This window comes from Erwinia sp. E602, from assembly GCF_018141005.1.
Taxonomy (GTDB): domain Bacteria; phylum Pseudomonadota; class Gammaproteobacteria; order Enterobacterales; family Enterobacteriaceae; genus Erwinia.
Genome location: NZ_CP046582.1, coordinates 55341 through 81054 on the forward strand (window position 1 = coordinate 55341; position 25714 = coordinate 81054).

The 25714-nt window shown below is 62.9% G+C and carries 18 protein-coding genes; 6 read left to right on the plus strand and 12 right to left on the minus strand.

The window, feature by feature from the left end; genetic code table 11:
* Position 1: 1 nt before the first annotated feature.
* From GKQ23_RS01670 to GKQ23_RS01710, 10 genes are all read right to left on the minus strand, one after another.
* Positions 2-325: a helix-turn-helix domain-containing protein gene (locus GKQ23_RS01670; RefSeq protein ID WP_371820039.1), complete on the minus strand. Its 324-nt coding sequence runs from the start codon at positions 323-325 to the stop codon at positions 2-4.
* 90 nt (positions 326-415) lie between these two features.
* Positions 416-949, minus strand: a complete 534-nt coding sequence (locus GKQ23_RS23800) for an ImmA/IrrE family metallo-endopeptidase (RefSeq protein WP_371820228.1) — start codon at positions 947-949, stop codon at positions 416-418.
* Complete coding sequence (locus GKQ23_RS23805; RefSeq protein ID WP_249168457.1) at positions 916-1560, minus strand: helix-turn-helix domain-containing protein; 645 nt, start codon at positions 1558-1560, stop codon at positions 916-918. Before GKQ23_RS23805 ends, GKQ23_RS23800 begins: the two co-directional genes overlap by 34 nt.
* Positions 1561-1826: 266 nt before the next feature.
* A complete protein-coding gene (locus GKQ23_RS01680; RefSeq protein WP_212409599.1) occupies positions 1827-2573 on the minus strand; it encodes a sulfite exporter TauE/SafE family protein in 747 nt (248 codons plus the stop codon).
* Positions 2574-2847: 274 nt separating this feature from the next.
* Entirely contained in the window at positions 2848-3621 is a 774-nt protein-coding gene (locus GKQ23_RS01685; protein WP_212409600.1) for a hypothetical protein, read from the minus strand.
* A 137-nt stretch (positions 3622-3758) separates the two neighbouring features.
* On the minus strand, positions 3759-4736 hold the full coding sequence (locus tag GKQ23_RS01690; RefSeq protein WP_249168458.1) for a metallophosphoesterase: 978 nt from the start codon (positions 4734-4736) through the stop codon (positions 3759-3761).
* 8 nt (positions 4737-4744) lie between these two features.
* Entirely contained in the window at positions 4745-5587 is an 843-nt protein-coding gene (locus tag GKQ23_RS01695; RefSeq protein WP_101505510.1) for a carbohydrate ABC transporter permease, read from the minus strand.
* Entirely contained in the window at positions 5584-6495 is a 912-nt protein-coding gene (locus GKQ23_RS01700) for a carbohydrate ABC transporter permease (protein WP_212409601.1), read from the minus strand. The genes GKQ23_RS01695 and GKQ23_RS01700 overlap by 4 nt, the downstream gene beginning before the upstream one ends.
* Positions 6496-6504: 9 nt before the next feature.
* Positions 6505-7785 (minus strand): ABC transporter substrate-binding protein, encoded by a 1281-nt coding sequence (locus GKQ23_RS01705; RefSeq protein ID WP_212409602.1) that lies wholly within the window; start codon positions 7783-7785, stop codon positions 6505-6507.
* A 38-nt stretch (positions 7786-7823) separates the two neighbouring features.
* Positions 7824-8927 (minus strand): ABC transporter ATP-binding protein, encoded by a 1104-nt coding sequence (locus GKQ23_RS01710; protein WP_056240824.1) that lies wholly within the window; start codon positions 8925-8927, stop codon positions 7824-7826.
* 243 nt (positions 8928-9170) lie between these two features.
* Here GKQ23_RS01710 and GKQ23_RS01715 point away from each other — a divergent pair, with 243 nt between their 5' ends.
* Complete coding sequence (locus GKQ23_RS01715) at positions 9171-10502, plus strand: condensation domain-containing protein (RefSeq protein ID WP_212409603.1); 1332 nt, start codon at positions 9171-9173, stop codon at positions 10500-10502.
* Positions 10503-10754: 252 nt separating this feature from the next.
* On the opposite strand, the gene GKQ23_RS01720 is transcribed toward GKQ23_RS01715, so the two are convergent.
* Together GKQ23_RS01720 and GKQ23_RS01730 are read right to left on the minus strand one after the other, a co-directional pair.
* Positions 10755-15344 carry an amino acid adenylation domain-containing protein gene (locus GKQ23_RS01720; protein WP_249168459.1) on the minus strand — a complete coding sequence of 1530 codons (4590 nt, stop codon included), beginning with the start codon at positions 15342-15344 and terminating at the stop codon, positions 10755-10757.
* A gap of 117 nt (positions 15345-15461) precedes the next feature.
* A complete protein-coding gene (locus GKQ23_RS01730; protein WP_056240817.1) occupies positions 15462-16766 on the minus strand; it encodes an NtaA/DmoA family FMN-dependent monooxygenase in 1305 nt (434 codons plus the stop codon).
* Between the two features lie 138 nt (positions 16767-16904).
* Between GKQ23_RS01730 and fepB the strand changes: the two genes are divergently transcribed.
* The 5 genes from fepB to GKQ23_RS01755 all read left to right on the plus strand — a co-directional run bounded on the left by fepB (position 16905) and on the right by GKQ23_RS01755 (position 24746).
* Complete coding sequence (gene fepB, locus GKQ23_RS01735) at positions 16905-17870, plus strand: Fe2+-enterobactin ABC transporter substrate-binding protein (protein WP_212409604.1); 966 nt, start codon at positions 16905-16907, stop codon at positions 17868-17870.
* Positions 17867-18877: an iron ABC transporter permease gene (locus GKQ23_RS01740; RefSeq protein ID WP_056240815.1), complete on the plus strand. Its 1011-nt coding sequence runs from the start codon at positions 17867-17869 to the stop codon at positions 18875-18877. The genes fepB and GKQ23_RS01740 overlap by 4 nt, the downstream gene beginning before the upstream one ends.
* Positions 18874-19920: an iron chelate uptake ABC transporter family permease subunit gene (locus GKQ23_RS01745; protein WP_212409605.1), complete on the plus strand. Its 1047-nt coding sequence runs from the start codon at positions 18874-18876 to the stop codon at positions 19918-19920. The genes GKQ23_RS01740 and GKQ23_RS01745 overlap by 4 nt, the downstream gene beginning before the upstream one ends.
* Positions 19921-20283: 363 nt before the next feature.
* The gene (locus GKQ23_RS01750) at positions 20284-22419 is read left to right on the plus strand and encodes a TonB-dependent receptor (RefSeq protein ID WP_212409606.1); all 2136 of its coding nucleotides are present in this window, start codon (positions 20284-20286) and stop codon (positions 22417-22419) included.
* 89 nt (positions 22420-22508) lie between these two features.
* Positions 22509-24746 carry a condensation domain-containing protein gene (locus tag GKQ23_RS01755; RefSeq protein ID WP_212409607.1) on the plus strand — a complete coding sequence of 746 codons (2238 nt, stop codon included), beginning with the start codon at positions 22509-22511 and terminating at the stop codon, positions 24744-24746.
* Positions 24747-25714: the final 968 nt, after the last annotated feature.

Consider the following 25714-nt stretch of genomic DNA (forward strand, 5'->3'; position numbering starts at 1 on the left):
GTTAGTACGCCCCCAAATCCTGCCCCTGATCCGCGAGGGCCTGCATCGCCTCCAGGCTCTGCTGTTCACGTTGCTGTTTAAAGATCATAAGATCGGCAAACAGCACCCGGCGGTCCCGCCCGAATTTACGGCACGGCAGTTCTCCATCTTCCAGCAATTTCACCAGATATGGGCGGGAAACGTTAAGAAAGTTGGCGGCGTCCTGCGTGGTCAGTTTGGCGTGTAACGGCACAATCTCTAGCGCATTGCCGGCTGTCATCTCACTCAGCATTTTATTTAGCGCATCCAGCGTATGGGAGGATAACTTAACGATAAACGTACTCATGTGAAATCCCCCATCAGTTGCTCGCGAACAGACGTTTTCATCGTCAGGCCGCGGCTCAGGAAGCATTCGAAGTGTCCGAGCGTCTGAGGTTTACTCAAAATATCCCGCCTCCTGTTCCTCATACCATCCGGCCAGCAGCACGCTTAATCCCTTTCGGTCCAGATCCAGCAGCTCAGCGATAAACAGCTCCGATGCCGTGCCGCTCTCCCAGGCTTTGCGGCACAGAATGCGCAGGCGTCCCTGATAGTTCAGAGGTTCGACGATCGGCTGCTGTTCGCTTCGCAACCACCCCTTACGGTTAGCCATCGCCCACAGGTAGCTGGCGTTCTGCGGTGAGATCAGTTTGCACTTGCTCAGGCGATCGATAATGCAGGTGGCCGAGACTCTGAAAGTGCCTTTAAGGCGCATCACCGTCTCTTCATAGGCCCAGCCGCCGCCCTGCATCGCAAACTGTTTACGCAGCGCGCTTTCCGGCACCAGGAAACAGGCGGCGAAATGGTTGGCGACTTTCTCCTCCGGTGAAATGGCCCTGCCACGGGATTTATAGCGCTGCTGCGGCCCGGCAACGTCATCACGATCGCGGTGGAAAATCAGGTGGGCATATTCGTGGCACAGGCTAAAGATCTGAAGTTCGACGCCTCCGCGTTCACATAGAGCGCGGTACCATAGTGTCTGGAAAACGCAGACAGGCCAAAAACCCGGCCTCCGTCTTCCCGGTTCTCGGGCTGGTTGAAGGGGATGACGCGAATATCTGCCGCTTCCAGAATCGCGACAATGTCGCCAACGCAGGTGGCGTTGCCAATGCCTAAGCGAAATCGCTCATCCATCGCCTTATCTTCCACTCTGCGCAGGTCTTCTTCGTGGGCAGTGAACACCGGCAGGGAGTTCGGCAGGTCTTCAGGAATTGCCGCCCGCGCCGCTTCCTCTATCGCATGGATGTTTCTTAACTTCTCGATTAGCTGACCGCGCAGCCTGCCGTCCAGCACGTCCGGGCTGTCGGCGCGCAGGGAAAAGCGGACGTCCGCGTCGTCCTGCTCATAGAAGTAGCCGATGGGTTTATCGAACAGGTTACATAGCGCGATCAGTTGGGTGACGCTGGGCACGTTCTGCGCCTGCTCAAACTTTCCGTAGGTCTGGCGCACCACGCCAAGCGCTTCGGCAACGGCAACCGCGCTCAGGCCAGCATCTCGTCTGGCCTGGATTAAACGTTCTGCAATCAGTTGCTCAAGGTTCATATGTCACCTTTATCTGACAAACCAGGGAGGTGAAACCGAAAAAAGGTTAATTAAGAGTGACAGTATGGAACCGGGCTGTGTAAAAAAGAAGCGCTTCTCAGCTGTGCAGCATGTTTCATCAAACCCGCCGTACAGCTGCCTGGCGCCGGGTTCGGGCCGCCGGAGTCATTGCCCGTCCCTCCGCAGAGTGTGTCTTATCATGTTTACCGGATTGCAAAACGCAACCTGTAAGTCCGGCTTACAGGTTCAACAAATGACCGTACCTCTCAGCCAAAATACCGCCCCACCAGCATCACCCCGGACGCCAGCAGGATCAGATTAATCATCCGCAGAAACTGCTCGCGCGACATTTTCAGGGTGAAGAAACGCCCCAGCGTGATGCCGATAATCATCCCCGGCAGCAGGGTCAGCGCCAGCAGCAGCAGGTGCCAGTCCATATACACCCCGGCTACAGCGAAGATAATCACCCGGGTCAGGGTGCTGAGGCCGATTATCGTAGTCTGGGTGATGCGGAACGCCTCTTTCTGCGGCAGCCGCCCGCCGAGCCAGATGGCATAGATAAAGCCGCCGCTGCCGAACAGCGCGCTGAACACGCCGCCGACCAGGCCAAAGGGCACCACGGCAGCGGGTGGAAAGGCGTGCGCCGGTTTACGGCCGATCAGCGACCACAGCGCGTAGCCGATAACAAATACCCCCAGCGCCAGCAGCAGGATCTCCGGGCGGGTGGTCAGCAGGATAGTGGCACCGACCAGGCTGCCGGCCACCATCAGCGGCACCAGCCGCCTCAGCTCCGGCCAGGCGGCGTTACGGCCGTCGCGGCTGACGTTGATGATGGCTGCGCAGAGATCCAGCAGCGCCAGCAGCGGCACGATCTGCGACAGCGGCAGGTACAGCGCCATCACCGGGCTGGCGATCAGCGCGCTGCCAAAGCCGGCGATACCAAAAATCACGTAGGCCACCAGCAGGGTGGCGGCGAGGATCAGATAGGCGGAAAGGGTAAGCGTATCGTGCATGAGGTTGACGGTTCCCTGTCAGTGATGGCGTAAAGCCGGGCAGGCGGCGTGTGCCGTCTGCGGGATTATTTGTGCTCAGTTTAACGCTCAATCGTAAAAATACTACAGGCAGGCTGGTGATTTATTCGTCAGAAACAGGGTTGGCTGCCTGAACGGTGACCGGCAGAAGGCACCAGCGTTGAGCAGTGCCGTCGCGGCGTGAAACCTGCAGAAACCTTTTGCTCAGTCAGTCATCGTCAACTCTGACGGGCAAGCCCCGCCCGCCCTCACCCTATCACCGGAACTGCGCCAGGCAGCTGTCGGTAAACATCTTCTCCGGCATCTGGCCCGGTGTGCCCGGCGCATTGCGGCTGAGGTTCAGCGCCTGGCAGGTCGCCTGCGCATCGAAGGCCACTGCGCTGAACGGGCGGATCAGCTGTGCGCTCAGGTAAATGCTGACGCAGGCGATCGCCAGGGTCATAACGGCGGCGGCAGGGAGATTTAAATAGCGGCTCATATAGCGGATCACCGGCAGTAACAGCAGGCGCGCCGCCAGTATCAGCAGCGCCAGGCCGGCCACGCCGCCCAGCGCCAGATACACCAGGCTCAGCGGCTTATCGTCACTGGCAACCAGCAGCCGATCCAGCGCTGCCCAGCACAGCAGCACCACAAACAGGTTCAGCGCCGCCCAGCTCTGCAGCACCTGCATAAAGCTGAGCAGGTGCAGCCCGCGCTTTCTGACTGAGATTACGGCCGTGGTGAGCAGCCAGAACAGCATGGCGAAGATCAGCGCATAAGCAGCCAGCAACAGGGTGAGGAAGCCCGGCCTGATCGCGCCGCTGAATCCGCTGATGTCAGACGCGTTCAGCAGCGCGCCCAGCCCGCCGGTGAGCAGCGCCACCAGGCAAACCGAGGCGATAAAGTTCCATGCGGCGTCGCGCAGCGGTGCGGCTTCATCGCGGCCGTTGCGGATGGCGGGATTGATAACGAACGTCACCAGCTGCGCAATAAATGCACGGGCGGGGCGGGCGGCGGGGCGGCCGGTCGCGAGCGGATGGTCCCTGTTCATAGCGATTCCCTGATTAAAAAGAGAGTAAATAACGGCGAATTATTATGCTTTCAGCACAATTATCCACAGCAAAAAGCAGAACGCCAGCGTCATCCGGCTGGCGTTCTAATTAGAGCAGATTGTCTCTGTGATTGGCGTTAAGAGGGCTGTTTCATCCGGGCAGGGGCGGCCTCTTTTAACGGTAAAACACGGCTGACCTCCGGGCCGTAGCCCTTCACCCGCAGCACGCCGTCCAGCAGCTCCACCACCGCAAACGGCGTGTCGTCCGCGCCGTCGAGCATGCCTTTCAGGGTAATAAAGTCGGTGCCGCCCAGCCGCGCGTAGCCGCCGCGGTGGTCGTGGCCGGTAAAGCAGGCGCGCACCCGGTAGCGGGCCAGCAGCTGCGCCAGCTCGCCGCCGTTCAGCAGGATATGGCCGGTGTGCGGTGCCAGCGGGTAGTGGCCAAACACCACCACGCTTTCGCCGATCGCCTGCGCTTCCGCCAGCTGCTGCTCAATCCATTTCATCTGTGCGGGGCCGACCGCGCCGTTCCACGGCTGCGCCTGCGGCTGGGCGCGGGAACGCAGATCGTCCAGCATCGCCATCGCCTGCTGGCAGTCGTCGCCGTTGCCTGCGTTGCAGTAGAGGCTGATGTCGTTGCCGTCAAAGACGATAAAGCGCCAGCCCGCCAGGCGGAACTGATAGTAGCTTTTCGGCAGGCCGGCGGGCGGCGACTGCGCCGCGCTCAGCCGGTCGGCCAGCGTCTGCGCGTCGTGGTTGCCGATCACAAACCCGTGCGGGTGGTGCAGTTTGTCATACAGCGGCAGCAGCGCGCGGTAGCTGGCCCAGTGCCGGTCGACCATATCCCCCAGCGTCATGACAAAATCCAGCGGCTGGGCGTTGAGGGCGGCGATGGCGCGCGGCAGCTTGTGCAGCGCGTGGCGGTAGTAGAGGTTTTTCGCCACGTCGGCGTCAACGTCGGCGTACTGCGGGTCGGCGATCAGCCCGAAGCGCAGCGTGCGGTCGGCCGGGGCGCTGCCGCGCAGCTGCGGCGGGGCATACAGCGCGCTGACCGGGCCAAGGGCCTGCAGCTGCAGGGGCGAGAGCGGGTGCGGGGTGGATTCAAAAGCCATCATAAACTCCGTTAACGTATGCCGGCGCGCATAAACGACTGCACAAACTGGCGCTGGAACAGCAAAAACAGCAGCAGCAGCGGCAGCGAGGTCATCAGCGTGGCGGCGCCCACCAGCGCCCACTGCACCCCCTGTTCCGGGGCAGAAAACAGCTGCAGGCCGACGGTGAGCGGGCGCACGGTGACTGAGTCGGTGATCACCAGCGGCCACAGGAAGTCGTTCCAGTGGAAGCTGATTGAAACCAGCGCAAACGCGACGTAGACCGGTTTGGCCAGCGGGATGTAAATCTTACGCAGGATATAGAAGCGGCTGGCACCTTCGACGGTCGCCGCCTCCTCCAGCACCAGCGGGATGCTTTTAAAGGTCTGGCGCAGCAGGAAAATGGCAAACGCCGAGGCGAAGTAGGGCAGCGCGATGCCGGTCAGGGTGTCGCGCAGGCCGAGCGCGCCGATGGTTTTGTAGTTGTTGAGGATCAGCACGTCGGGGCTGATCATCAGCTGCAGCAGGATCAGCGCAAACAGCAGCCCGGAGAGCTTTAGCCGGAAGCGCACCAGCGCGTAGGCGGCCAGCGTCGCCAGCACCAGCTGCACCACCACGATCATCACCACCAGCAGCGCGGTGTTGATAAAATAGCGGCCAAACGGCGCGGCGTGCCAGGCGTCGATAAAGTTCTGCGCGGTCAGCGGCGAGAACAGGATAAAGCTGCCCTGATCGCTGGCCGGATGAATGGCGACCCAGACGGCCACCAGCACCGGCAGCAGCCACAGCAGCGCTGCCAGCCAGATCAGCGCGTTCAGGCACAGGCGGCCGACGCTGAAGGTGCGGGTGGCAGGAACGGACAGGCTGATACTCATTGGTAATGCGCTCGCTTATCCAGCAGGGTGAATTTAATCAGCGCAATCACGGCGAGGATCGCCAGCAGCACCACGGTCATCGCCGAGGCGGCAGGCAGGTCCCAGTAGCTGAATGCGGTGCGGTAGATATAGAACAGCAGCAGGCTGCTGCTGTTGTTCGGCCCGCCGTTGGTCAGCGCGATCACCTGGTCGACGATGCGGAAGGCGTTCATCGAGGCGTTAATCAGGATAAACAGCGTGGTCGGCATCAGCAGCGGCCACTGCACGCGGCGGAAGAAGTAGCGGCGTGAGGCCCCTTCAATCTCGGCGGCCTCCGCCAGCCGCGGGTCGATCTGCTGCAGCGCCGCAAGGTAGAAGATCATAAAGAACCCCGCCTCGCGCCACACCGAAATCGCCATCAGGCACCACAGCGCGCTGTCCGGGTCCCCCAGCCAGTTGACGGCGGGCAGCGAGAACAGCGCCAGCAGCTTGTTCAGCAGCCCGAGCTGCGGCGTGTAGAAGAACAGCCACAGGTTGGCGATGGCGATCATCGGCAGCAGCGACGGAATAAAGAACGCGGCCCGCACCATCGCGTTGCCGTGCAGGCGGCGGTTCACCGCCAGCGCCATCAGCAGCGCCAGCGCCACCGCCAGCGGAATGGTCACCGCCGCGTAGAGCAGGTTATTGCGCAGCGACAGCATAAAGATGTCGTCATCCAGCAGGGCGCGGTAGTTATCCAGGCCGACAAACTGCGCCGGATGCCCGCCGCGCGCCGCGCTGAACAGGCTCTCCCATACCGTGGCCAGCGCCGGATAGTGGGTAAACAGCAGCAGAAACCCCAGCGCCGGTAAAATCAGCAGGTAACCACACAGCTGCAGCGACAGGCCACGGCGGCGGGCAACATTATCCACGGTATGCAGTGAGCTCATAAGAGGCCGTTACTGGTAAGGTTTGAGCAGGCGATCGGCCTGCTTCTGTGCCGATTCCAGCGCCTGGGCTGGCGTCTGCGCGCCGGTCACCGCCGCTTCAATCGCGTGGTTCAGCGCTTCCTGGATCTGCACGCTGTTATAGGTCGACAGCTCCGGCTGCGAGTATTTCAGCTGTTCGCGGGCCACCAGCGCCTGCGGCACCTGCTTCACGTAATCCTGCATCACCTGGGTGTCCCACGCGGCCGGGGAGGTGGCGACGTAGCCGGTGGCGATGCTCCAGCGCGCCGCCTGCTCCGGGGAAGAGACCCAGCGGATAAACTCCATCGCCGCTTTCTTCTGCTCCGCCGAGGCGCTGCTGAACACGTAGAGGTTGCCGCCGCCGGTCGGGCTGCCGCGCTGGGTTTTCTGCGGCAGCATCGCCACGCCGAACGGGAATTTGGCGTTCTCACGCACCGTGGTCAGGTTGCCGGTGGTGGTGACCATCATCGCGGTTTTGCCGCTGATAAAGTCCTGCGGCGTGGTGCCCCAGGCGATCGCGCCCTTCGGTGAGACGTTCTCTTTCTGGCCGAGATCGGTCAGCCACTGCAGCGTCTCGATATTGGCCGGGGTGTTAAAGGTGACGGCGGTGCCCTTGCCGTTATCGAGGTGGCTGCCGTTGGTGGCGGCCAGGCCCTGGAAGTTCCAGTAGCCGTTCGGGGTCGACGGGATCTCAATGCCCCACTGAGAAACCGCACCCTGGGCATCCTTCACCGCCAGCTTTTTACCGAAATCAACCACCTGTTGCCAGCTGGCCGGCGGGGTTTCGCCGTCGAGACCGGCCTTGCTGAACGCCTCTTTATTCCAGTACATCACCACCGTTGAGCGCTGGAACGGAATGCCCCACACCTTGTCCTGAATGTGGCGCAGGAAGGCCGGATAGAAGCCCTCGATCCACTTTTTACCCCCGGCGTCGTTTGCCAGATCGCTGGCGGCGGCGATCGCCCCGGCGTCGATCAGCGAGTAGGCCTCGATATCGCCGATCACCGCCAGCTGCGGCGCGTTACCGCCGCGAAACGCGGTCAGCGCTTTGGTCACCGTGGTGGCGTAGTCGCCGGTATAGACCGGTTTGATCTCAATCTCCGGGTGAACCTTCTCAAAGTCGGCCACCAGCGCCTCGACGGTGTGGCTGACCTTACCGCCGACGGCGATCGGGTAGTACATCTGCAGCGACACCGGTGCGGCAAAGGCGGAGGCCGTCGAGCAGAGCAGCATGGCGGACGCCAGGCGGGAGAAACGCGGTGCAAAAGACATAGTAAACCCCTGAGTAAACGTGCAAAAAGTAGAGAAGGTTAAACGGCAACCCGCGCATCCAGCGGCAGAATACGTTGCTCCGCCGGCCGGCAGCGCCGGCCATCGCCGGTGGTGAAAAAGTACTGTGCCGCGGTCGACCACTGCAGGCCAATCCGGCTGCCGGCGCTGAAATGCTGCATGCCCGGCACCTTGATCGTCACCGGCTGGGCGCAGGCGCCGATCTGGCAAACCACCAGCGTATCGGCACCCATATATTCCACGCTGAGCACCATGCCGCTCAGCGCCGCGTGTTCGCTGGCGATGACCCGAATATCCTCTGCGCGCAGGCCGAGGCTGAGATCCTGCTCACCGCCGTGCTCCAGCACCGGCAGCGGCATTTCGCCGAGGTAGTGGTGTTGGCCCTGGCGCAGCAGCGGGATGATGTTCATCGGCGGCGCGCCGATAAACTGCGCGGCAAACACGCTGGCCGGGTTGTTGTACATCTGCTGCGGCGTGTCGTGCTGTTCGATGCGGCCATCGTTAAGCAGGATGATGCGGTCGGCCATGCTCATCGCTTCGGTCTGATCGTGGGTGACGTAGAGCATGGTCAGCCCGAGCTTCTGCTGAATGGCGCGGATCTCGCGGCGCATGCTCTGGCGCAGCTTGGCGTCGAGGTTTGAGAGCGGTTCGTCCATCAGGCACAGCCGGTTGTTGGCGATCACCGCCCGCCCCAGCGCCACGCGCTGCTGCTGGCCGCCGGAGAGCTGTGATGGCAGCCGGTCGAGCAGCGGCTCCAGCTCCATCAGCCGGCTGACCTCCGCCAGCCGTGCCGGGAACTGACGGGCGTCTTCACCACGGGCGCGCAGGCCGAACAGCAGGTTCTCGCGCACGCTGAGGTGCGGAAACAGCGCGTAGGACTGGAATACCATCGACAGCTTGCGCTGCGCCGGCGGCAGCCGGGTGACGTCGGTCTGCTGGAACAGAATGCGCCCGCCGTCGGCCTGTTCCAGTCCGGCCACGGTGCGCAGCAGGGTGGATTTTCCGCAGCCGGAAGGGCCGAGCAGGGCGACAAACTCACCCGGAGCGACGGAGAAGCTGATGTTGTTCAGCGCAATTTTCGGGCCCCAGGCTTTGTGGATCTGGTGCAGGGAGAGGTCACTCATCGGGCGGCTTATCGGCTGAATAAAAGTTGCGCCTATCCTGCCGGGCGCGGATGACGCTTTTATTAACGGCGGATGACGTTTGCGATCCCGCCGGCTGCCGGACGCTGGCGGGCAGAAAAACCGCCGGAGGGTCGATCAACGCGGGCAATGATGATAATAAGTGTTATTATCATTTGCAGTAAAATACAGCAGAAGCGCTTACCCTTCACCCGGCGGGGTGGGGGCTTAACGGAGGTAGGGATTATGCCGCAACACGATTCAGCCAGTGACTGGCTGCCGCTGAGCCTCGCTCAGGCCGACTTCTGGCAGGAGTTTCTCTGCCACCGCGATCGGGCGCTCTCCACCGTGGCCCACTTCGTGGAGTTTGGCGACGGCGTACAGGTGCAGGCGCTGCAGCAGGCGATCGCCACCACCCTGCAGGAGACCGACGTGTTCGCGCTGGAGCTGCGTCTGCCTAAAGGGGCCAGCCTGCCGCAGCAGCGGGTCAACCCGCAACGTCGCCCCGCGCTGCAGATCCTCGATCTGCAGCACTGCGAGCATCCCGGGCACGCCGCCCGTCATCTGATGCAGCAGGATATCGATAAGCCGTTAGACCTGCTGCACGATCCGCTGGCCGCCAGCTGGCTGATCCGGCTCGCCCCTGAACGCGTTATCTGGTACATCCGCGCCCATCACATCATTATCGACGGCTTCGCCATGTCGCTGATTGAACACCGCTGCGCCACGCTCTACCGCCACGCGCTGGGCGAGGGCGCGGCGGGCGAGCGTCTGAACGCCTTTCCCGCGTTTCTTGACGAGGAGCTGACCTACGACGCCAGCCCGCGCTGCGTGAAGGATCGCCGCTACTGGCAGGAGCGGGTGGCGGGTGTCGCGCTGCCGGTGCTCAGTACCGATCGCGACGACTACTGCATTGCGCCGCTGCACGCCGCAGGCCAGCCGTCCGCGCAGCTGAGCGCCGGGCTGCAGCAGCTGGCCCTGCGCTGCGATACCGGCTGGCCGGATCTGCTGCTGGCGCTGAGCGCCGCCTGGCTGAGCCAGGCGCTGCCGGCGCGGCGCGATGAGCCCTACGCGCCGTTTACCGCCTGGGTGCCGCTGATGAACCGCCGCGGGCGGGTGGCGGGCTACGTACCGGCGCTGGCGGTGAATACCCTGCCGCTGCGGTTACAGCTGCACCCTGAGCAGACGCTGGCCGACTGGCTGGCAGAGGTGGCGGGCGATCTGCAGCGCCTGCGCGCCTGCGGGCGCTACCGCATTGAGAGGCTGGCCGCCGACTGCGGCCTGGCCCAGGGATCGCGCTTCCTTTATGCGCCGCTGATTAACGTGATGCCATTTGACCCGCCGACCTTCTTCGGCTGCGACACCGTGCGTTCGGTAATGGCCAGCGGCAACGTCGACGGCTGCAACCTCAGCTGGCGCGCGCGCACCGACGGCAGCGGGCTGGAACTGGATCTGGACGCGTCACCGGCGCTGTTTAACGCGGCTGAGCTGGCGGATCAGGGTGCGGAGCTGCTGGCGTTTATCGGGCGGGTGCTGGAGGAAGGGGCGTTGCAGCGGCGAGTGGGGGACCTGCTGTAGAAAAATGATGGACTCAGTCTGGCGCAAAGTTCAGGCCGCACGTCAGCGTTTGTGCAGTGGAGGAGGCGCTGAGATCATTCCTGAGAGAGGCAAACTTCCCGGTCACGTAAATGCGGGTCGGCCAGTCTGTTTCTGACGCAGAGACAGCTAACCGGCCAGTCTGCCACTGGCTGAAAGGCAGAAAATCTGCGGTTAGCGCTGCAGGGAGCAGGGGCTGTAACGCCCCCTGCTCCCTTTTTCAGTGACGTGACATTACTCTGTGACCAGCGCCACCACCTCCTTCGGCGTCCGACACTTAATCAGTGCCAGGGTCGCCAGCTGGCGGCCGAACGCCTGATTGATATCGGCGGCGATCGCCTGCATCTGCGGCAGCTTCATCCCCATGCTGATAAACACGCTGTTCTCATCCCATGCGGCGCTGCCGCCAGCATGCTGCTGACAGATGCTCAGCACCTTCTGCAGCGGCGTTTCACCGGTGGCGGCCGGGGCGGCGGTGATGCACTGCTGGCGGATCTGATGGCGATCGGTTTTGCCGTTGCTGGAGAGCGGCAGCGCGGTGGCGTGGATCAGCCGGGTCGGGATATGGCTGGCCGGCAGGAAGCGCGCGGCGAATTCCCGCAGGGCGCTCTGCGTCAGCGGCCGGTCGTCCCGCGTCAGGTACATCAGGCCGAGGCTGGCTTCGCTGCGCGCTTCAGCCATAAAATCGACCACCACCAGATCGCGGATCGCCGGGTGCTGCTTCAGCGCCTCTTCCACCTCCGGCAGCGACACGCGGATGCCGCGGATCTTCACGTAACCGTTGATGCGGCTGGCAAACATAATGGTGCCGTCCGTACGGTAGTACCCTTCATCCCCGGTTTTAAACGCCCGCACCGATTCACCCTGCGGCGTCGTCACCTCGACAAAGTCGTGCTGCATCAGCTGCCCGGCCTCCAGATAGCCCAGCGCCAGCCCGGCCCCGGCGGTATGGATGCGTCCGGTGACGCCCGGCGGGCAGTGTTCGCCCTGCTCGTTGCAGATCCAGTACTGCACCCCCGGCAGCGGCTGGCCGTACGGTACCTGGCCGGTATCACCGGCTTCAATCTCATGCCAGATGCTCCAGATGGTGGTCTCCGTCGGCCCGCCGAGCGAGAACAGGCGCGGCTGGCCGGGCAGGGTGCGCAGGGTGGCCACCGTGGCCGGTTTAATATAGTCGCCGCCCTGGGCAATCAGCCGCAGCGACTTAAGGCCGCCTTCCGCTTTACAGGCCAGCAGCATCTCCAGAATCGCCGGCACCGAGCACCACAGGCTGACGCGGTGCTGCTCCACCAGCCGGTTCCAGGCAATGGCGTCCTTCTCCTGGTCCGCCGCCGGCAGCACCAGCGTCGCACCGCTGCACAGCGCGCCGAACAGGTCGAACAGCGACATATCGTGGTGCGGCGGCGTCACCGAGATCAGCACGTCCTCCGCCGTCACCTGCCAGCGCTGGATCGTGTGCGCCAGCACGTTGGCGGTGGCGCGGTTGTTCAGCACCACGCACTTCGGCCGGCCGGTGGTGCCGGAGGTGTAGAGGAAGTAGGCCGGTTCGCTGCTGCGGCTGCGGGCGATCAGCTCTGCGGCCCCCGGACAGTGGCCGTGCTCCGCCACCGGCGTCAGCAGCTGCTGCGGGGTGATGCCGTTGGCCAGCCCGCTGATATCCTGGCTGACCACCCAGCGCGGCTGGCTGTTCTCCAGCAGATAGTGGCGGCGCTCCGGCGGCGAGTTGATGTCGATCGGCAGCCAGACCGCCCCCAGCAGTGCGCAGGCCAGCTGGCTGATGATCATCTCCGGGCCGCGCGGCAGGTGGAGGGCAATCACTTCGCCGGGCTGCACGTCGCGCTGCTGCAGCTGGCTGATGGCGGTATGCACCGCCTCCCCCAGCTGCAGGTAGCTGTAGCGGCGTTCGCCGCAGATCAGCGCGGTGTTATTCAGCTGGCCGCCGAACAGGTTACCGGCCAGCACCGCGAGGAACGGATACGCCGCCACCTGCTGCTCATCGCCGTTATGGCGGTAGTGATCGCACGGCAGGAATTCGGCGGCGCGGTCGGCGGGCTGGCCGCTGCACAGCCGCTGCACGCGTTCGCCAATGGCGGCGAGCAGCGCGGTAATCATCGCGTCATCCAGCGCCTGCTCGGCGTAGTCGATATTCAGCAGCAGGTTTTTGTGCTGATCGAGATTCAGGCGGATATCCATCGCCACCTGCGGCGTCTGCGTCAGGCCGTCGTGGAAACGCACCGGCGCATCGGCGGGCAGGTTGGTCCACGACAGGCAGTTGGTCAGGATAACCGGCAGCCCCGGCGCGCTGCTCTCTTTATTCAGCAGCAGCCTGGAGAGATCGACGCCGGAGAACGCCAGATGATCCAGTGAGGTCAGCAGATCCTGCTGGAACGCCGCCGCCTGTGCCAGCAGCGGGGCAGCGGCATCGCGCCGCCACGGGGCGACGATAAAGGTCGAGGCGTTGGTCAGGTTGCCGCCCGCCGCCGGGAAGGCCACCGGCACGCCGACGCAGATCTCGCCGTCCGGCGTCCACAGCGCCAGCGTATCGAGGATAATCGCCGACAGGGTGGTGTTGCGGAACAGCTTCTGCGCCGAGCCGACTTTCGACAGCGCCTTCAGCTGCTCGCGTGAGACGGTCAGGGTCTGGCGGCGGTAGCGCGAGCGGCGGATCGACTCCAGCGGCGCGCTCCACGGCAGCCGCGACGGCGAGCTGACGTCCTGCAGCTTCTGCTGCCAGTAGTGCTGATCCGCCAGCCGTTTTGCCGCGTCCACCGGCGGCGCTGCGACGGTTGCCGGTGTGGCAGCAGCAGCCAGCGGCGCGTCGTCAAACAGCCGGGTGATGATGGCTGAAATGCCCTCGCCGTCGAGGATCAGCGCGTCAAAGCTGGTGAAAATCACCGTATCAAACGGCCCGTCCGCCAGCTGCACCAGCACGATGCCGTACGGCGGCTGCGCCGGATCGTGACGGTTGTGCGAGTGCTGTTCACGGAGGGTATCGACCTGCGCCAGGGCCGCCGCACGCTCAAGATGGCGCAGATCCACCACCTCCAGCCGCGCCTCTGCCGCAGGCAGCACGCGCTGGGTCAGGCGGTCGCTGTCAATGCAGGTGCGCAGCGCGGCGTAGTGCGCCACCAGCTGCTCCAGCCGGGCGCGTAACGCCGCCGGATCGGCGTGGCCGCGGTATTCGCGGAATTCGTGCATCGCCACGCCGCCCAGCGACCACAGCTCGCTGCGGCCCATCAGGTAGGCCTGCTGCAGCGGGGTCAGCGGCGTGCTGCCGTCGGCTGCCGCTGGCCGGCCGCTCACGCCGGAGGGTGTCGCCATCGCCCGCGCCGCACCGGGCTGTGCCAGTCCGGCCGTATTGCCGCTGCTGGCCGCTCCACCGGCTGAGCCGTGCGCACCGTTGCCGCCGGGGTGTCCGTCTGAACCCTGTGCCGCGTTGCCGCCGGCGTGACTGGCTGAGGATAAGGCCGCCCGGCCCGCCGCCGCAGCACCGTTTGCATCTGCGGCCCGATCGTCACCCAGCCCCGGCAGCAGCGCGGCCAGCGGCTGCGTCGCGCGTTCAGGATCGGCCGCCAGCTGGCTGAGCAGCTGGTGGTAGCGATCGAACAGGCCGTCGATACTGCCTGCAGGGAACGCATCCCGGCGCAGGTCCCAGTTGATCAGAATGCCGCCGTCGCAGGCCGCCACCTGGGCGTCCAGCGCCACCTGCGGCCCCTGGGAGATCACCCAGTTCATGCTGCCGAAGGTGCGCTGCACCTGCTCAGACCAGAGTTCGTCACCGTCGATGCCAAAACCGGCGGTAAACACCACCGGCGAGAACTGCAGGCTGCCGTGATGGCGCGACAGATCGCGCATCACGTTCACCCCCGGCCAGGCGGCGTGGCTAATCAGCTCGCCCAGCTGCGCCATCACCTGCTGGCCGTACTGCACCACGCTGGCTGCCGGATCGGGCTCGGCATTGAAGATCAGCAGATTGGTGAAATCGCCGATGATGTCGTCATTTTTGCTGCCGTAGTCGTCACGATGGAACAACGGCACGTTGAGGCGGAAGCGCGGCAGCGCCCAGCCTTCGGCCAGCGTGGCGGCAAACAGCGCGAGGAACAGCGCGCTGAGGGTCAGATGCTGTTGCCGCGCCAGCGCGGTTAACGCCTGCTTCTGCTGTGCGTCGAGCCTGACCGCCAGCCGGTCGATATGGCAGCGGGCGTCCTGAATCGGCACCGGCGGCGCCGGGGGAATCGATGGCAGACGTGCCCGCCACCAGTCGCGATCGCGGTCGCGCTGCTGCAGGTTTGTCGCCTGCTGGTGCTGTTCCAGCCAGTGGAAAAAGCGGTTCTCCGTGGCGGCGATTGCCAGCCGGGGATGATGATAAAAGCGCGCCAGATCCTCCACCAGCAGGCGGAAACTTTCGGCATCGCCGGCGATCATATCAAGGCCGACGTGTAAACGGCTGCGATCGTCGGATAACTGCGTCAGGCCGATCTCACAGGCCTCGCCCGCGGTCAGATCGGGCAGGCGCGTGTTGCCGTGCAGGCGGCGTTCGGCAAGAAAGGCTTCACATTCTGTGGGGGTAGCTGCGCGCAGGTCGTCCACCCGCAGCAGGGTGGCGGGCAGCGGGCCGTCGGTATGCTGCTGGCCGTCGGCGTTAATGCGCAGGCGCAGCATCGGGTGAACCTGATACAGCGCCTCCACCGCCTGCCGCAGCCGGCCGGCGTCCAGCGCATGGCCGTCGAATTCGGCGTAAAGATGGGCGGCAACGCCCCCGAGATGCGGTTCAGATTGCCGGCCAACCCAGGAGGCGGCTTGCATGGCAGTCAGCGCTTTCATCAGATTCCCTCATGATTAAGTGACGAAGACTGCCCGAATATATGCTAATACGAAACTAAATGAAAATGATTCTTATTACATTCATGCCAAATAAGAATCCCCTTAAACCACCTGAACTTATTCGATACCGAGATGGCCGCCCAGCGTGCTGCTGGTGTATTCGCTGCGCAGCAGCCCCTCTTCGCTCAGGCGCGGCATCAGCTCCGCCAGCGTCAGATCCATACTGCCCGGTGAACCGCCAGGGCAGGCGATAAAGCCGTCCAGCGCGCCGGCCTCGTGGTGCCGGCGGATCTCGCTTACCGCGTCCTCCACCGTGCCGATCACCTGCCAGTAGGCGGAGCCGACCACTTCCGGGCGGGTCATCAGATCGCTGAGCAGCGGCTGATCGCGTTCGATCAGGCGACGCAGCAGGATGGCGTGGGTCTGGCTGAAGACCTTGCCCGGCGGCGGCAGCATCTCCGGGGTGATACGCTGGTCCGGCGATAGCTCGCGCAGGTTAATCCCCAGCAGCTCGCTGGCGCGGGCGTAAGTGCGCTCCGGGTTCAGCCCGGCGTGGGTGGCGCGGTAGAGTTCGCGCGCCTCTTCGCGGGTGTTGGCCAGGTACAGGCTGACGCCGGGGATCAGGCGGATATCGTCGGCCTGGCGGCCGTGGGCCACCGCACGGCGGCGCAGATCGTTACGCAGCTCCACGCCGGCGGCCAGGTCCGGGGTGGCGGCAAAGATCGCATCGGCGGTGCTGGCGGCGAAGTCACGCCCGGTATCGGAGGCACCGGCCTGGAACAGCGGAATGCGCGGGCCGTTCCACGCCGGCACGTTTAGCGGGCCCTCGACGCTGAAGTACTCGCCAGCGTGGTCGATCGGCTGCAGCCTGTCGAAGTCGGCGTAAATCGCCGCCTCGCGATCGATGCGTACCGCGTCGCTCGGGTAGCTGGCCCACAGCTTGCGCACCACCTCAACAAATTCGCGTGCCTGCGCATAGCGCTGTTCGGACGGCGGCATCTCGCTGAGGCCAAAGTTGAGATTCCCGGCCAGCGAGGTGACCACGTTCCAGCCCGCGCGGCCGCGGCTCAGCTGGTTCAGCGACTGGAACTGGCGCGCCACCAGGAACGGCGTCATGAAGGTGGTGGAGGCGGTAGAGACCAGGCCGATATGGCTTGTCTGGCTGGCGATCGAGGCCATCAGCAGGGTCGGATCGACGCTGCTGAAGTGCGGCGACTCCACCGCGCCCTGGCGGGACAGCCACATGGCGTCCGGGCGGAACAGGAAATCCATTTTCGCCGCTTCGGCGCGACGCGCGAGATCAAGATAAAATTCGCTTGAGTAAATTCCTTCCACGTTACTGTCGTTACGGCGCCAGCCGTTGCCTGTCAGCCAGGTGACGGCCAGTGATAATCCTACGCATAACTGCCTGTTGTGACCCATTGCACTCTCCTTATATCCTTGCAAATACTGCTGTTGTTGTCGCGTTGCTCGGGGAATATACTGCCCGTCGTTTGAGGATTTCGCAATGGAGCAGGGCTGCGGCGCTGCATGGATTAACCCTGAAGAGCGAAGGGAAATATGAGTAAGACTAATCTGTTATCGCGGTTTATCATGCCGCTGGCGCTGCTGCTGCTGGCGTTCCAGGGGCAGGCGCAGGCGGCAGAAGGCTGGCCACGTGAGTTTAAAAATGCCGACGGCACCACCACCAGCATTCCGGCGCAGCCAAAGCGGGTGCTCTCCACTTCGGTGACCGTCACCGGCACGCTGCTGGCGATTGACGCGCCGCTGGCGGGCAGCGCCACCGGCTCGAACAACGACTGGTATGCGCAGTGGGACAGCGTGGCGAAGGCCAAAAAGCTGGAGAAACTGTGGCCGGCCGGCAGCGTCGATCTGGAGCAGGCCTATGCGGTGGCACCGGACCTGATCGTGGTCTCCACCGGCGGGGCCGACTCGGCGAAGGCGCAGCTGGCGGAGTTCCGTAAAATCGCCCCGACCATCGTCGTCGACTACGGCGGCCAGACCTGGCAGGCGCTGGCAGAGAAGCTGGGCGTCGCCACCGGCCACGAGCAGAACGCGGCAGCGCGAATTGCCGAATTTGACCAGACCGTGCAGCAGGCGCGCGCGAAAATCAGCGTGCCGCCGGGCAAAGCCAATATCATCAGCTTCAACGGTGCCGGTATCCCTAACCCGATCGCCACCGCGCGCGGCGTGCACAGCCGCCTGCTGGCGTCCCTCGGTTTCACCATGGAAGACCCGAACCCGGCCTGGCAGACCACCATCAAAGCGCAGAATGATTTTGTCTGGGCCACCTACGAGAACCTGACCCAGCTCACCGCCGAAACCAGCTTCCTGCTGCGCGCGCCGCAGGAGCGGGTGGACGCCTTCCTGCACGATCCGATGCTGGCCAATCTGCCGTCGGTGAAGAGCAGGCGGGTCTACAGCCTGGGGATTAACTCGTTCCGCGTGGATTATTACAGCGCGAACGAGATCGTGCGCGACGTGGTGAAAAACTTCGCTAAGCCTGCGGAAAACAGCGCGCAATGACCCCGATCCTGCCCGCCCGGCTGCGCCGCGCGGGATTTCTCTGCGGCCTGATCCTGCTGCTGCTGCTGGCGCTGGGCAGCGTGTTTATCGGCTCGCGGCCGATCGCACCATCGGTCACCTGGCAGGCGCTGTGGCAGGTTGACGGCCGTAACAGCGAGCATCTGCTGGTGCACTACCTGCGCCTGCCGCGCGCGCTGCTGGGGCTGGTGGTCGGCATCGCGCTCGGCGCGGCGGGAACGGTGATGCAGGCGCTGACCCGCAATCCGCTGGCCGATCCGGGCATTCTCGGGGTCAACGCCGGGGCGACGCTGGCCTGCGTGATGGCGATTGCCTTTCTCGGGCTGGTGGATATCAACCAGTACATCTGGTTTGCGCTGGGCGGCGCGGCGTTGACCGGTGCTGCGGTGTGCGCGCTGGGCGGCCTGCGCGGCAATAATCCGGTGCGCATGGTGCTGGCCGGGGCGGCGCTGTCGATCGTGCTGCTGGCGCTGACCTCGCTGATTACCGTCAACAGCGATGAGGCGATCTTCGATCGCTTCCGCCACTGGGCGGTGGGCTCGCTGCAGGGGCGCGGCTACGACGTGCTGCTGCCGACCACGCTGCTGGTGGCGCTGGGCATCGGGCTGGCGCTGCTGCTGGCCCCGGCGCTGGACACGCTGGCGCTGGGGGTGGATCTCGGCAAATCGCTGGGGGTCAATCCGCTGCGCGTCTGGCTGCTGGCCGCGCTGGCGATCGTGCTGCTGTCCGGCGCGGCCACCGCGGCGGCCGGGCCGATCGGCTTTATCGGCCTGACCGCGCCGCACTTCGCCCGCGCTTTCGCCGGTAACGACCACCGCTGGCTGCTGCCGTACGCGATGCTGCTGTCGGCGCTGCTGATCGTCGCGGCGGATACGCTGGGGCGGCTGGTCGGTTACCCTGGCGAGATCAGCGTCGGCATTATGGTGGCGCTGCTCGGCGGGCCGGTGTTTATCGGCCTGGTACGGCGCTGGAAGAGGGTTCAGCCATGAAACTTACAAGGATGGTTTCCGGCAGCGTGCTGCGCTGGCGGGGAGTGTCACTGCGCTATTCGGCGCGCAACGTGACGGTGTGCGCCGCGCTGCTGCTGCTGGCGCTGGTGATGGGCTGCTATGCAATGACCGTCGGGCGGCTGCCGATTAGCGCGGGCCAGCTGTTTTCGGCGTTAAGCGGCCACGGCGACGGCGGCATGCGCGACCATATCGTGCGCAATATCCGCCTGCCACGGGTGCTGGTGGCGCTGTTTGTCGGCGCGGCGCTGGGGGTCTCCGGCGCGCTGTTCCAGTCGATTTCGCGCAACGTGCTCGGCTCGCCGGATATCATCGGCTTTACCACCGGCGCGGCCAGCGGCGCGCTGCTGCAGATCGTGCTGTTTGACGGCGGCACCCTGCAGGTGGTGCTGTGGGCGCTGTGCGGCGGGCTGTTCACCGCGCTGGTGGTCTGGCTGCTGGCGCGGCAGAACGGCACGCTGCGCGGCTATCAGCTGATCCTCACCGGCATCGGCGTCGGGGCGATCCTGCATGCCCTTAACGGCCTGCTGCTGGTGAAGGGCGATCTCGATAACTCGGTATCGGCCAACCTGTGGCTGGCGGGCACCACCGCCGCGCGCAGCTGGGATCACGCGCTGCCGGTGATGGCCGGCTTCGTGCTGCTGCTGCCGCTGATACTGATCGGCGCCCGGCGGCTGAAAATGATGGAGATGGGCGACGACCTCTCCAGCCAGCTGGGTATTCCGGTCGAGCGGATGCGTGCGCTGATGCTGTTTGCCGGGGTGCTGCTGGCCGCGGTGGCCACCAGCGCCACCGGGCCGATCGCCTTTGTGGCGCTGGCGGCACCGCAGCTGGTGGTACGCCTGACCCGCAGCCAGGGCATCCCGGTAATGGGTGCGGCGCTGATGGGGGCCTGCCTGCTGATGCTGGCCGACCTGCTGATTCAGCTGCTGCCCGCCGGGCTGACCGTGCCGGTCGGCCGTATGACCGGCATCATCGGCGGCCTGTATCTGCTGTGGCTGCTGACCCGCACGCGACAAATCTGACTCACTCAAGTGCCCGTTAGAACGGGCATTTCATGCTAAGTTCAAAATTTCCCCGAAATCTCTCTGATAATGATTTGCATTAGCATGTGCAAATCATTATCCTCCTTAACGAATTTTTACGTTCTGTTGCCAGACCATCTTCCCTGCCGCTTACCCCGAAAAAGCGGCATGACGATGCGCTAAGCCACACAGTGCGCAATGGTTTTGGTATCAGCTGGCGGCAACGCTCTGGCGGATTAGCAGGGATATGCAGTACATCAGGCCATGATGGCCGGTAAAGCCATTAGTAATGTGAATGATATTGTCGTTTTAACCTTTCAAAACAACAAAAAGCAGTGCGCATCTGGGACAGGAGAAGGACACATGGCTGAGCGCTTAAAGGCTCAAGGACACCCGGCAGCAGGCCTGGTGGTCAAAAGAACAGTTTCATCAATGCTGATTAGTCTGTGCATTTTTGGCGCAGGCAGTGCCGCAGCAGCGGAAACCGCCGCCGCGACCGACGCTAAGCAGGCGGACGTCGCAGAGCAGGATAAAAAAGCCCCGGTGGACGGCACGCTGATCGTCACCGGTGAGAAATCCAACCGCTCAATCTACGACACCGGCTCCAGCGTTAAGGTCTTTGATAAAAACGCCATCGACGCACTGCCGCACGCGGTAGAAATCCGCGACATCATGCAGCAGATCCCCAATATTACCGACGTGGGTCCGGGTAACGATCTGCCGACCGTGCGCGGCCTGGACGGCTCCGGCCCGGCGACGGGTGCAGGTGCGTTTGTCACCGGTAACCGTCCGCGTATCAATATGTCCGTCGATGGCCGTTCTCTTGGCTACAACGAAATGGCCTACAGCAGCCAGTCGCTGTGGGATATGGATCGTGCCGAAGTCTTCCTTGGCCCGCAGAGCTACGTGCAGGGGCGTAATGCCATCGCAGGTGCGGTGGTCATGACCACCCGTAACCCGACCTTTGAGTGGGAGAGCGCGGTAAAAGGCGGCTGGGGCAACCAGCACAGCTCACAGATGGCGGCGATGGTCTCCGGCCCGCTGGTCGAGGATGAGCTGGCCTTCCGCGTCAGCGCCGATCGTCAGCGTCGTCTGAGCTTTGTTGATCTGGTTGACTATGAGCCGTATCCGCACAAGGTTAAAGAGATCGAAACCAACACCGCGCGTATGAAGCTGCTGTATAACCCGTCTTCCCTGCGTGAACTCAGCACCATGCTGACGTTTAACCATTTCGACAGCGTGGCACCACAGAACGAAGCGTTGAGTCCGGAAACGAATCCGAACGTGGCCCGATACGATCGTCGCCGCGCGGTGTTCCAGAGCCAGTACAACAGCACCATCTGGGATATCAGCTGGGAGCAATCCGAGCAGCTGAAACTCTCAAACAAAATGATTTATACCGACTTCAACCAGCATCGTCACCATATCGCCGATTCGCTGGGTGGCGTCAGTGCCAAAGTGGATGGTCACGAGTTCCAGACCTCGCCGCTGGTGAACTTTGCAACGGATGATAATACCTGGCGTGGTCTGGCAGGGCTGAACTTTTTCCGCGCCAGCCAGGACGAGTTTGTGAACCTCGCCTCGTTCTTCGCCGGTGGGGCCAACTTCCGGGATGAAACGCAAACTCAAGCGGCGTTCGCCGAGCTGACGTATGCCTTCAATCCACAGTGGGAGCTGACCGGCTCCAGCCGTATTGAGCGTGAGCACCGTCGCCGTTACGGTATTGGCAGTGCATCCGCCGTTGATTTTGATGAAACATACGATGTGTTCCTGCCTAAGCTGGACCTGGCCTGGCACCCGACCGAGGGCCAGACCTACGGTGCAAAAGTAGCGCGAGGTTATAACGCAGGTGGCGCGGGCGTGACCTTCGCCGCGCCGATCGTTACTTACAGTTATGGTGCGGAATACGTCTGGAACTACGAGCTGTACTCCCGTCATCATATCGACGCGGCAAACCTCGATTTGACCAGTAACATCTTCTATAACGATTACAAAGATATGCAGTTGCCATACAGTCTGGCATCGGGCTCGACGGTGATCCGTAATGCGGATAAAGTCGTCACCTATGGCGCTGAGCTGGGGGCGGTATGGAAGCCGACCTTTGACTTCGAACTGAACGGCGGCGTGGGCCTGCTGAAAACGGAAATCAAAGAGTTCAGCGGCAGCCTGAATGAGGGCAACTCTCTGCCGCGTGCCCCGGGTTACACCGCTAACCTGGGTGCCAGGTATATGCTGTTCCCGGGCTGGGAACTGAGCGGCAACGTTAAGTGGAGTGGCGCTTACTACTCCGCCTATGATAACGACAATCGCGGCCGCATATCGCCGTTCTGGACCTCAAATGCGCAGCTGGCATGGACCTTCCAGTATGGTCGCGCCACCCTGTATGCGCAGAACCTGTTTGATAACGATCACTCTACCAACATCGTCTCTAACGACCGTAACGTGCCAATCACGCTGCGCGATCGCTTAGTCGGTACCACCGTCGAATTTAACTTCTGACACACCGCGTCCGACCCCCGGGGAGCCCTGCGCTCCCCGACCTCTTTTCCGGCCAGTCCGCTGGCACCAGCCGCTAACAGGAGAACAACGTGAACGGCGATCTCATCCAACCAAGTGACTTTGAACAGCAGGAGTGGTTTATCCACCAGCAGCAGATCCCGCCGGTGCAGCATGCGCTGGCCTGGCAGCTGGATGCTGCGCTGGATCTCAACCAGCTGGAACGCGGGCTGGTGGCACTGGTTGCCGCCAACCCCTGCTTCAGCCTGCGCTACCGCTTTGACGATCGCAGCGGCCTGATTAAAACCACCGACGCCGCCGCGCTGCCGCCGGTGTCGCGTCATCCGGCCAGCAGCGTGCAGCAGGCGCTGGACGCCGTAACGCTGCAGCAGGCCAGCGCGTTCGATCTTCACCATACCTCGCCGGTGCGCTTTATGCTGTTCAGCCTGGCGTCCGGCGAAGCGATTCTGGCCGTGATTGCGCACCAGATCCTGGCGGAGCAGCTGTCGTGGGACGCGCTCAGCGCTGCGCTGTCGGCGGCGTATCAGCAGCAGCCCGCGCAGCTGAACGGCCAGGCGGCAGCGGGTTGCGACCTGGCGACCTCCGGTCAGCACGTTGCGCTGACGCTTGCAGGCGTCATCAGCCAGCCGCTGGCGCTGGCCGCCGTCGCTTCTCCGGCGGAAGCCCCGCCGGTGGCCGCTGATAACGCCGCCATCGTGACGGCAATCCTCACTGAATTCCGCGACGCGCTGGCGATGCCGCAGATGCGCGCCGAAGATGACTTCTTTGACCAGGGCGGCCACTCGCTGATTGCCACCCGGGTGATCGGCCGGCTGCTGAGCCTGCATCAGATTGAGGTGAGCATTAACGATCTGTTCAGCTACCCGACCGCGCAGGCGCTGGCTGCCCAGGCGAAACAGCACCAGCCTGCCGCCGCTGCGGCGGCCACGGCGGTAACGCCCTTTAATGAAAAGTCTGCCCCGCTGTCGCTGGCGCAGCAGTCGCTGTGGAAAATCTACGCGGCGATGGGCTATGGCGACATCTTCAACCTGCCGTTTGTGCTGCGTTTTGTGGATGAGGTCGATGAAGAGCTGCTGCATCAGGCGATGCACGATGTGCTGGTGCGTCACGCTGGGCTGCGCACGCTGTTTATGACCACCGGTGAGGGGGTGCGCCAGCGTATCGTACCGGCCGCTGAGCTGGGCAACTATCGCTGGTTCTGGCCTTCTGCCGCTGAACAAAAACCCGCAGCGGCGCTGCTGAAACAGGAAGCTGCGCATCTGTTTGATCTGGCTCACGAGCTGCCGCTGCGCCTGCGCTTTACCCGTGACGCCGCCAGCGGCGAGCAGCTGCTGTCGCTGCTGTTCCACCATATGGTGCTGGACGAATGGTCGCTCAACCTGATGATGGACGATCTGCAGCAGGCCTACCAGGCACGTGCCGCTGACCGTCTGCCGCAGTGGCAGGAAGCGGCAATCCCGTTCCATGAGTTTGCCATCGGCCAGCATCAGTCGGGCCTTGGCCAGCAGCATCTGAACTACTGGCTGGATACCCTGCGCGGCGTGCCGCTGGGTAAACCGATCTTCTCCGGCCAGGCGGCAGACAGCCAGATCATTGATACCACTACCGATCTCTCTGGCAGCAACCTGGAATTCACCCTGCCGTCGGAGGTGACCGCCGGCCTGTATGCGCTGAGCAAGCGCCACAGCGCCTCGCTGTTTAACGTGGTCTATGCCGGTATCGCCAGCACGCTGCACTTCCTCGGCGGACCGGCGGATATGGTCATCGGAACCTCGGCTTCCGGGCGTAACGACGCACGCTACTTTGACACGGTGGGCTACTTCACCACCGTGGTAGCGCACCGGCTGCGCTTTGACCGTGCGCCAACGCTGGCCGCGCTGGTAGCCCAGGTGAAAAGCACCATCAACGACTCAATGCCGCACACCGATGTGCCGATCGACATGGTGGAAGAGGCGCTGCTGGGTGAGGGTGCCCGCGAGGATGCGCATATGTTTGAGGCGTTTATCCAGATCCATTCGCGCATCAAGTTGAACGGTGCCTTCACGCTGCCGGACGGCCGGCAGATTGCCTGGCGCCAGGTGGACGGCGAGAAGAGCGAGTCGATCCTCGGCCTGCAGTTTGAGATCATGGAAGAGTGGGAGGCCGGTGAAAAATCGCTGCGTCTGATGATGACTTACCGCAGTGACCACTACACGGCGGCTCAGGCGGAGAAAATCACCGCCACCACCCAGGCACTGCTGGGGCTGTTCTCACGCCCTTCGGCCAGCGATCCGCTGCTGGCCAGCTTGCGCGCGGAGCTCGCGCTGTAAACTGACAACGTACGGGGCACCCGCCCCGTCCTTTTTTCTGACCGGAGGCGCTGCCCGATCGCTCTTATCGCGCGGTGCTTTTGGCCCACTCTGCCTGCCTCTTTCTCTCTCCCCGTCGGCCTGACTGCTTGTGTACGTAAAAACCTGTTTATCTGATACTCACCTGCTGCCCCTGCTGTGCTCCTGTCCGTTAGCCTGCCCGGTTTTCGTCCCACCGCCTGCGCATTAAGCCAACCCGTTAAACGCTGCACTAATGTTATTACCGCAAGACAACCTGAAAAAAGTAATGGATTTTAGTCCATATTTTAATGCGATATTTTATTTTAAATAAAATGCCATTATGTATTTTAAATCTCGCGACATTTTTAGTTTATAGAAATGCAAGTGGGAATGGGTAAAATTTGTTGTGACACACCCTGCAATAACCTACTGATTGATTTAGGTTGTCATGGCGATAATCTTTTTTTGTTTTACAGGGAATACCTGCAATCAACAAACTTCACTGCATTCAATTTTATTTAATTTAAGGGGTGGAGCCTGAGAAGAGTAAATTCGGCGTTAAGGTTTTTTTAATTGACAGAAATAATAATCCTTACTTCTGTAGTAAGCCCGTCTGAATATTTTCATAGAAAACGGCAGCCAGAGAAGGCGGGCTGTTGGTTTTTATTCGATAATAAGGAATGGCAGTGATGAACAAGAAAAAATTCAAATTGAATGCATTAACCGTATCGGTAATGGTTTGCTTTAGCGGTGCGGTGCTGGCAAACACCGTACCTTATACTAAAGATACGGTTAAGCTGAGCAATAACGTGCAGGGAGAGTATAGCGGTGGCAGTATGGTGGCCATCGGGGGTAATAACCTGGTGTCCGAGAGTACTATGGCTCCGGGCGACAATTGGTTGGCGATAAACCCTGATACTGCCGGCTTCAAAGCGCTGGTCGAAAGCAGTGGTTACACAGGTTATCTG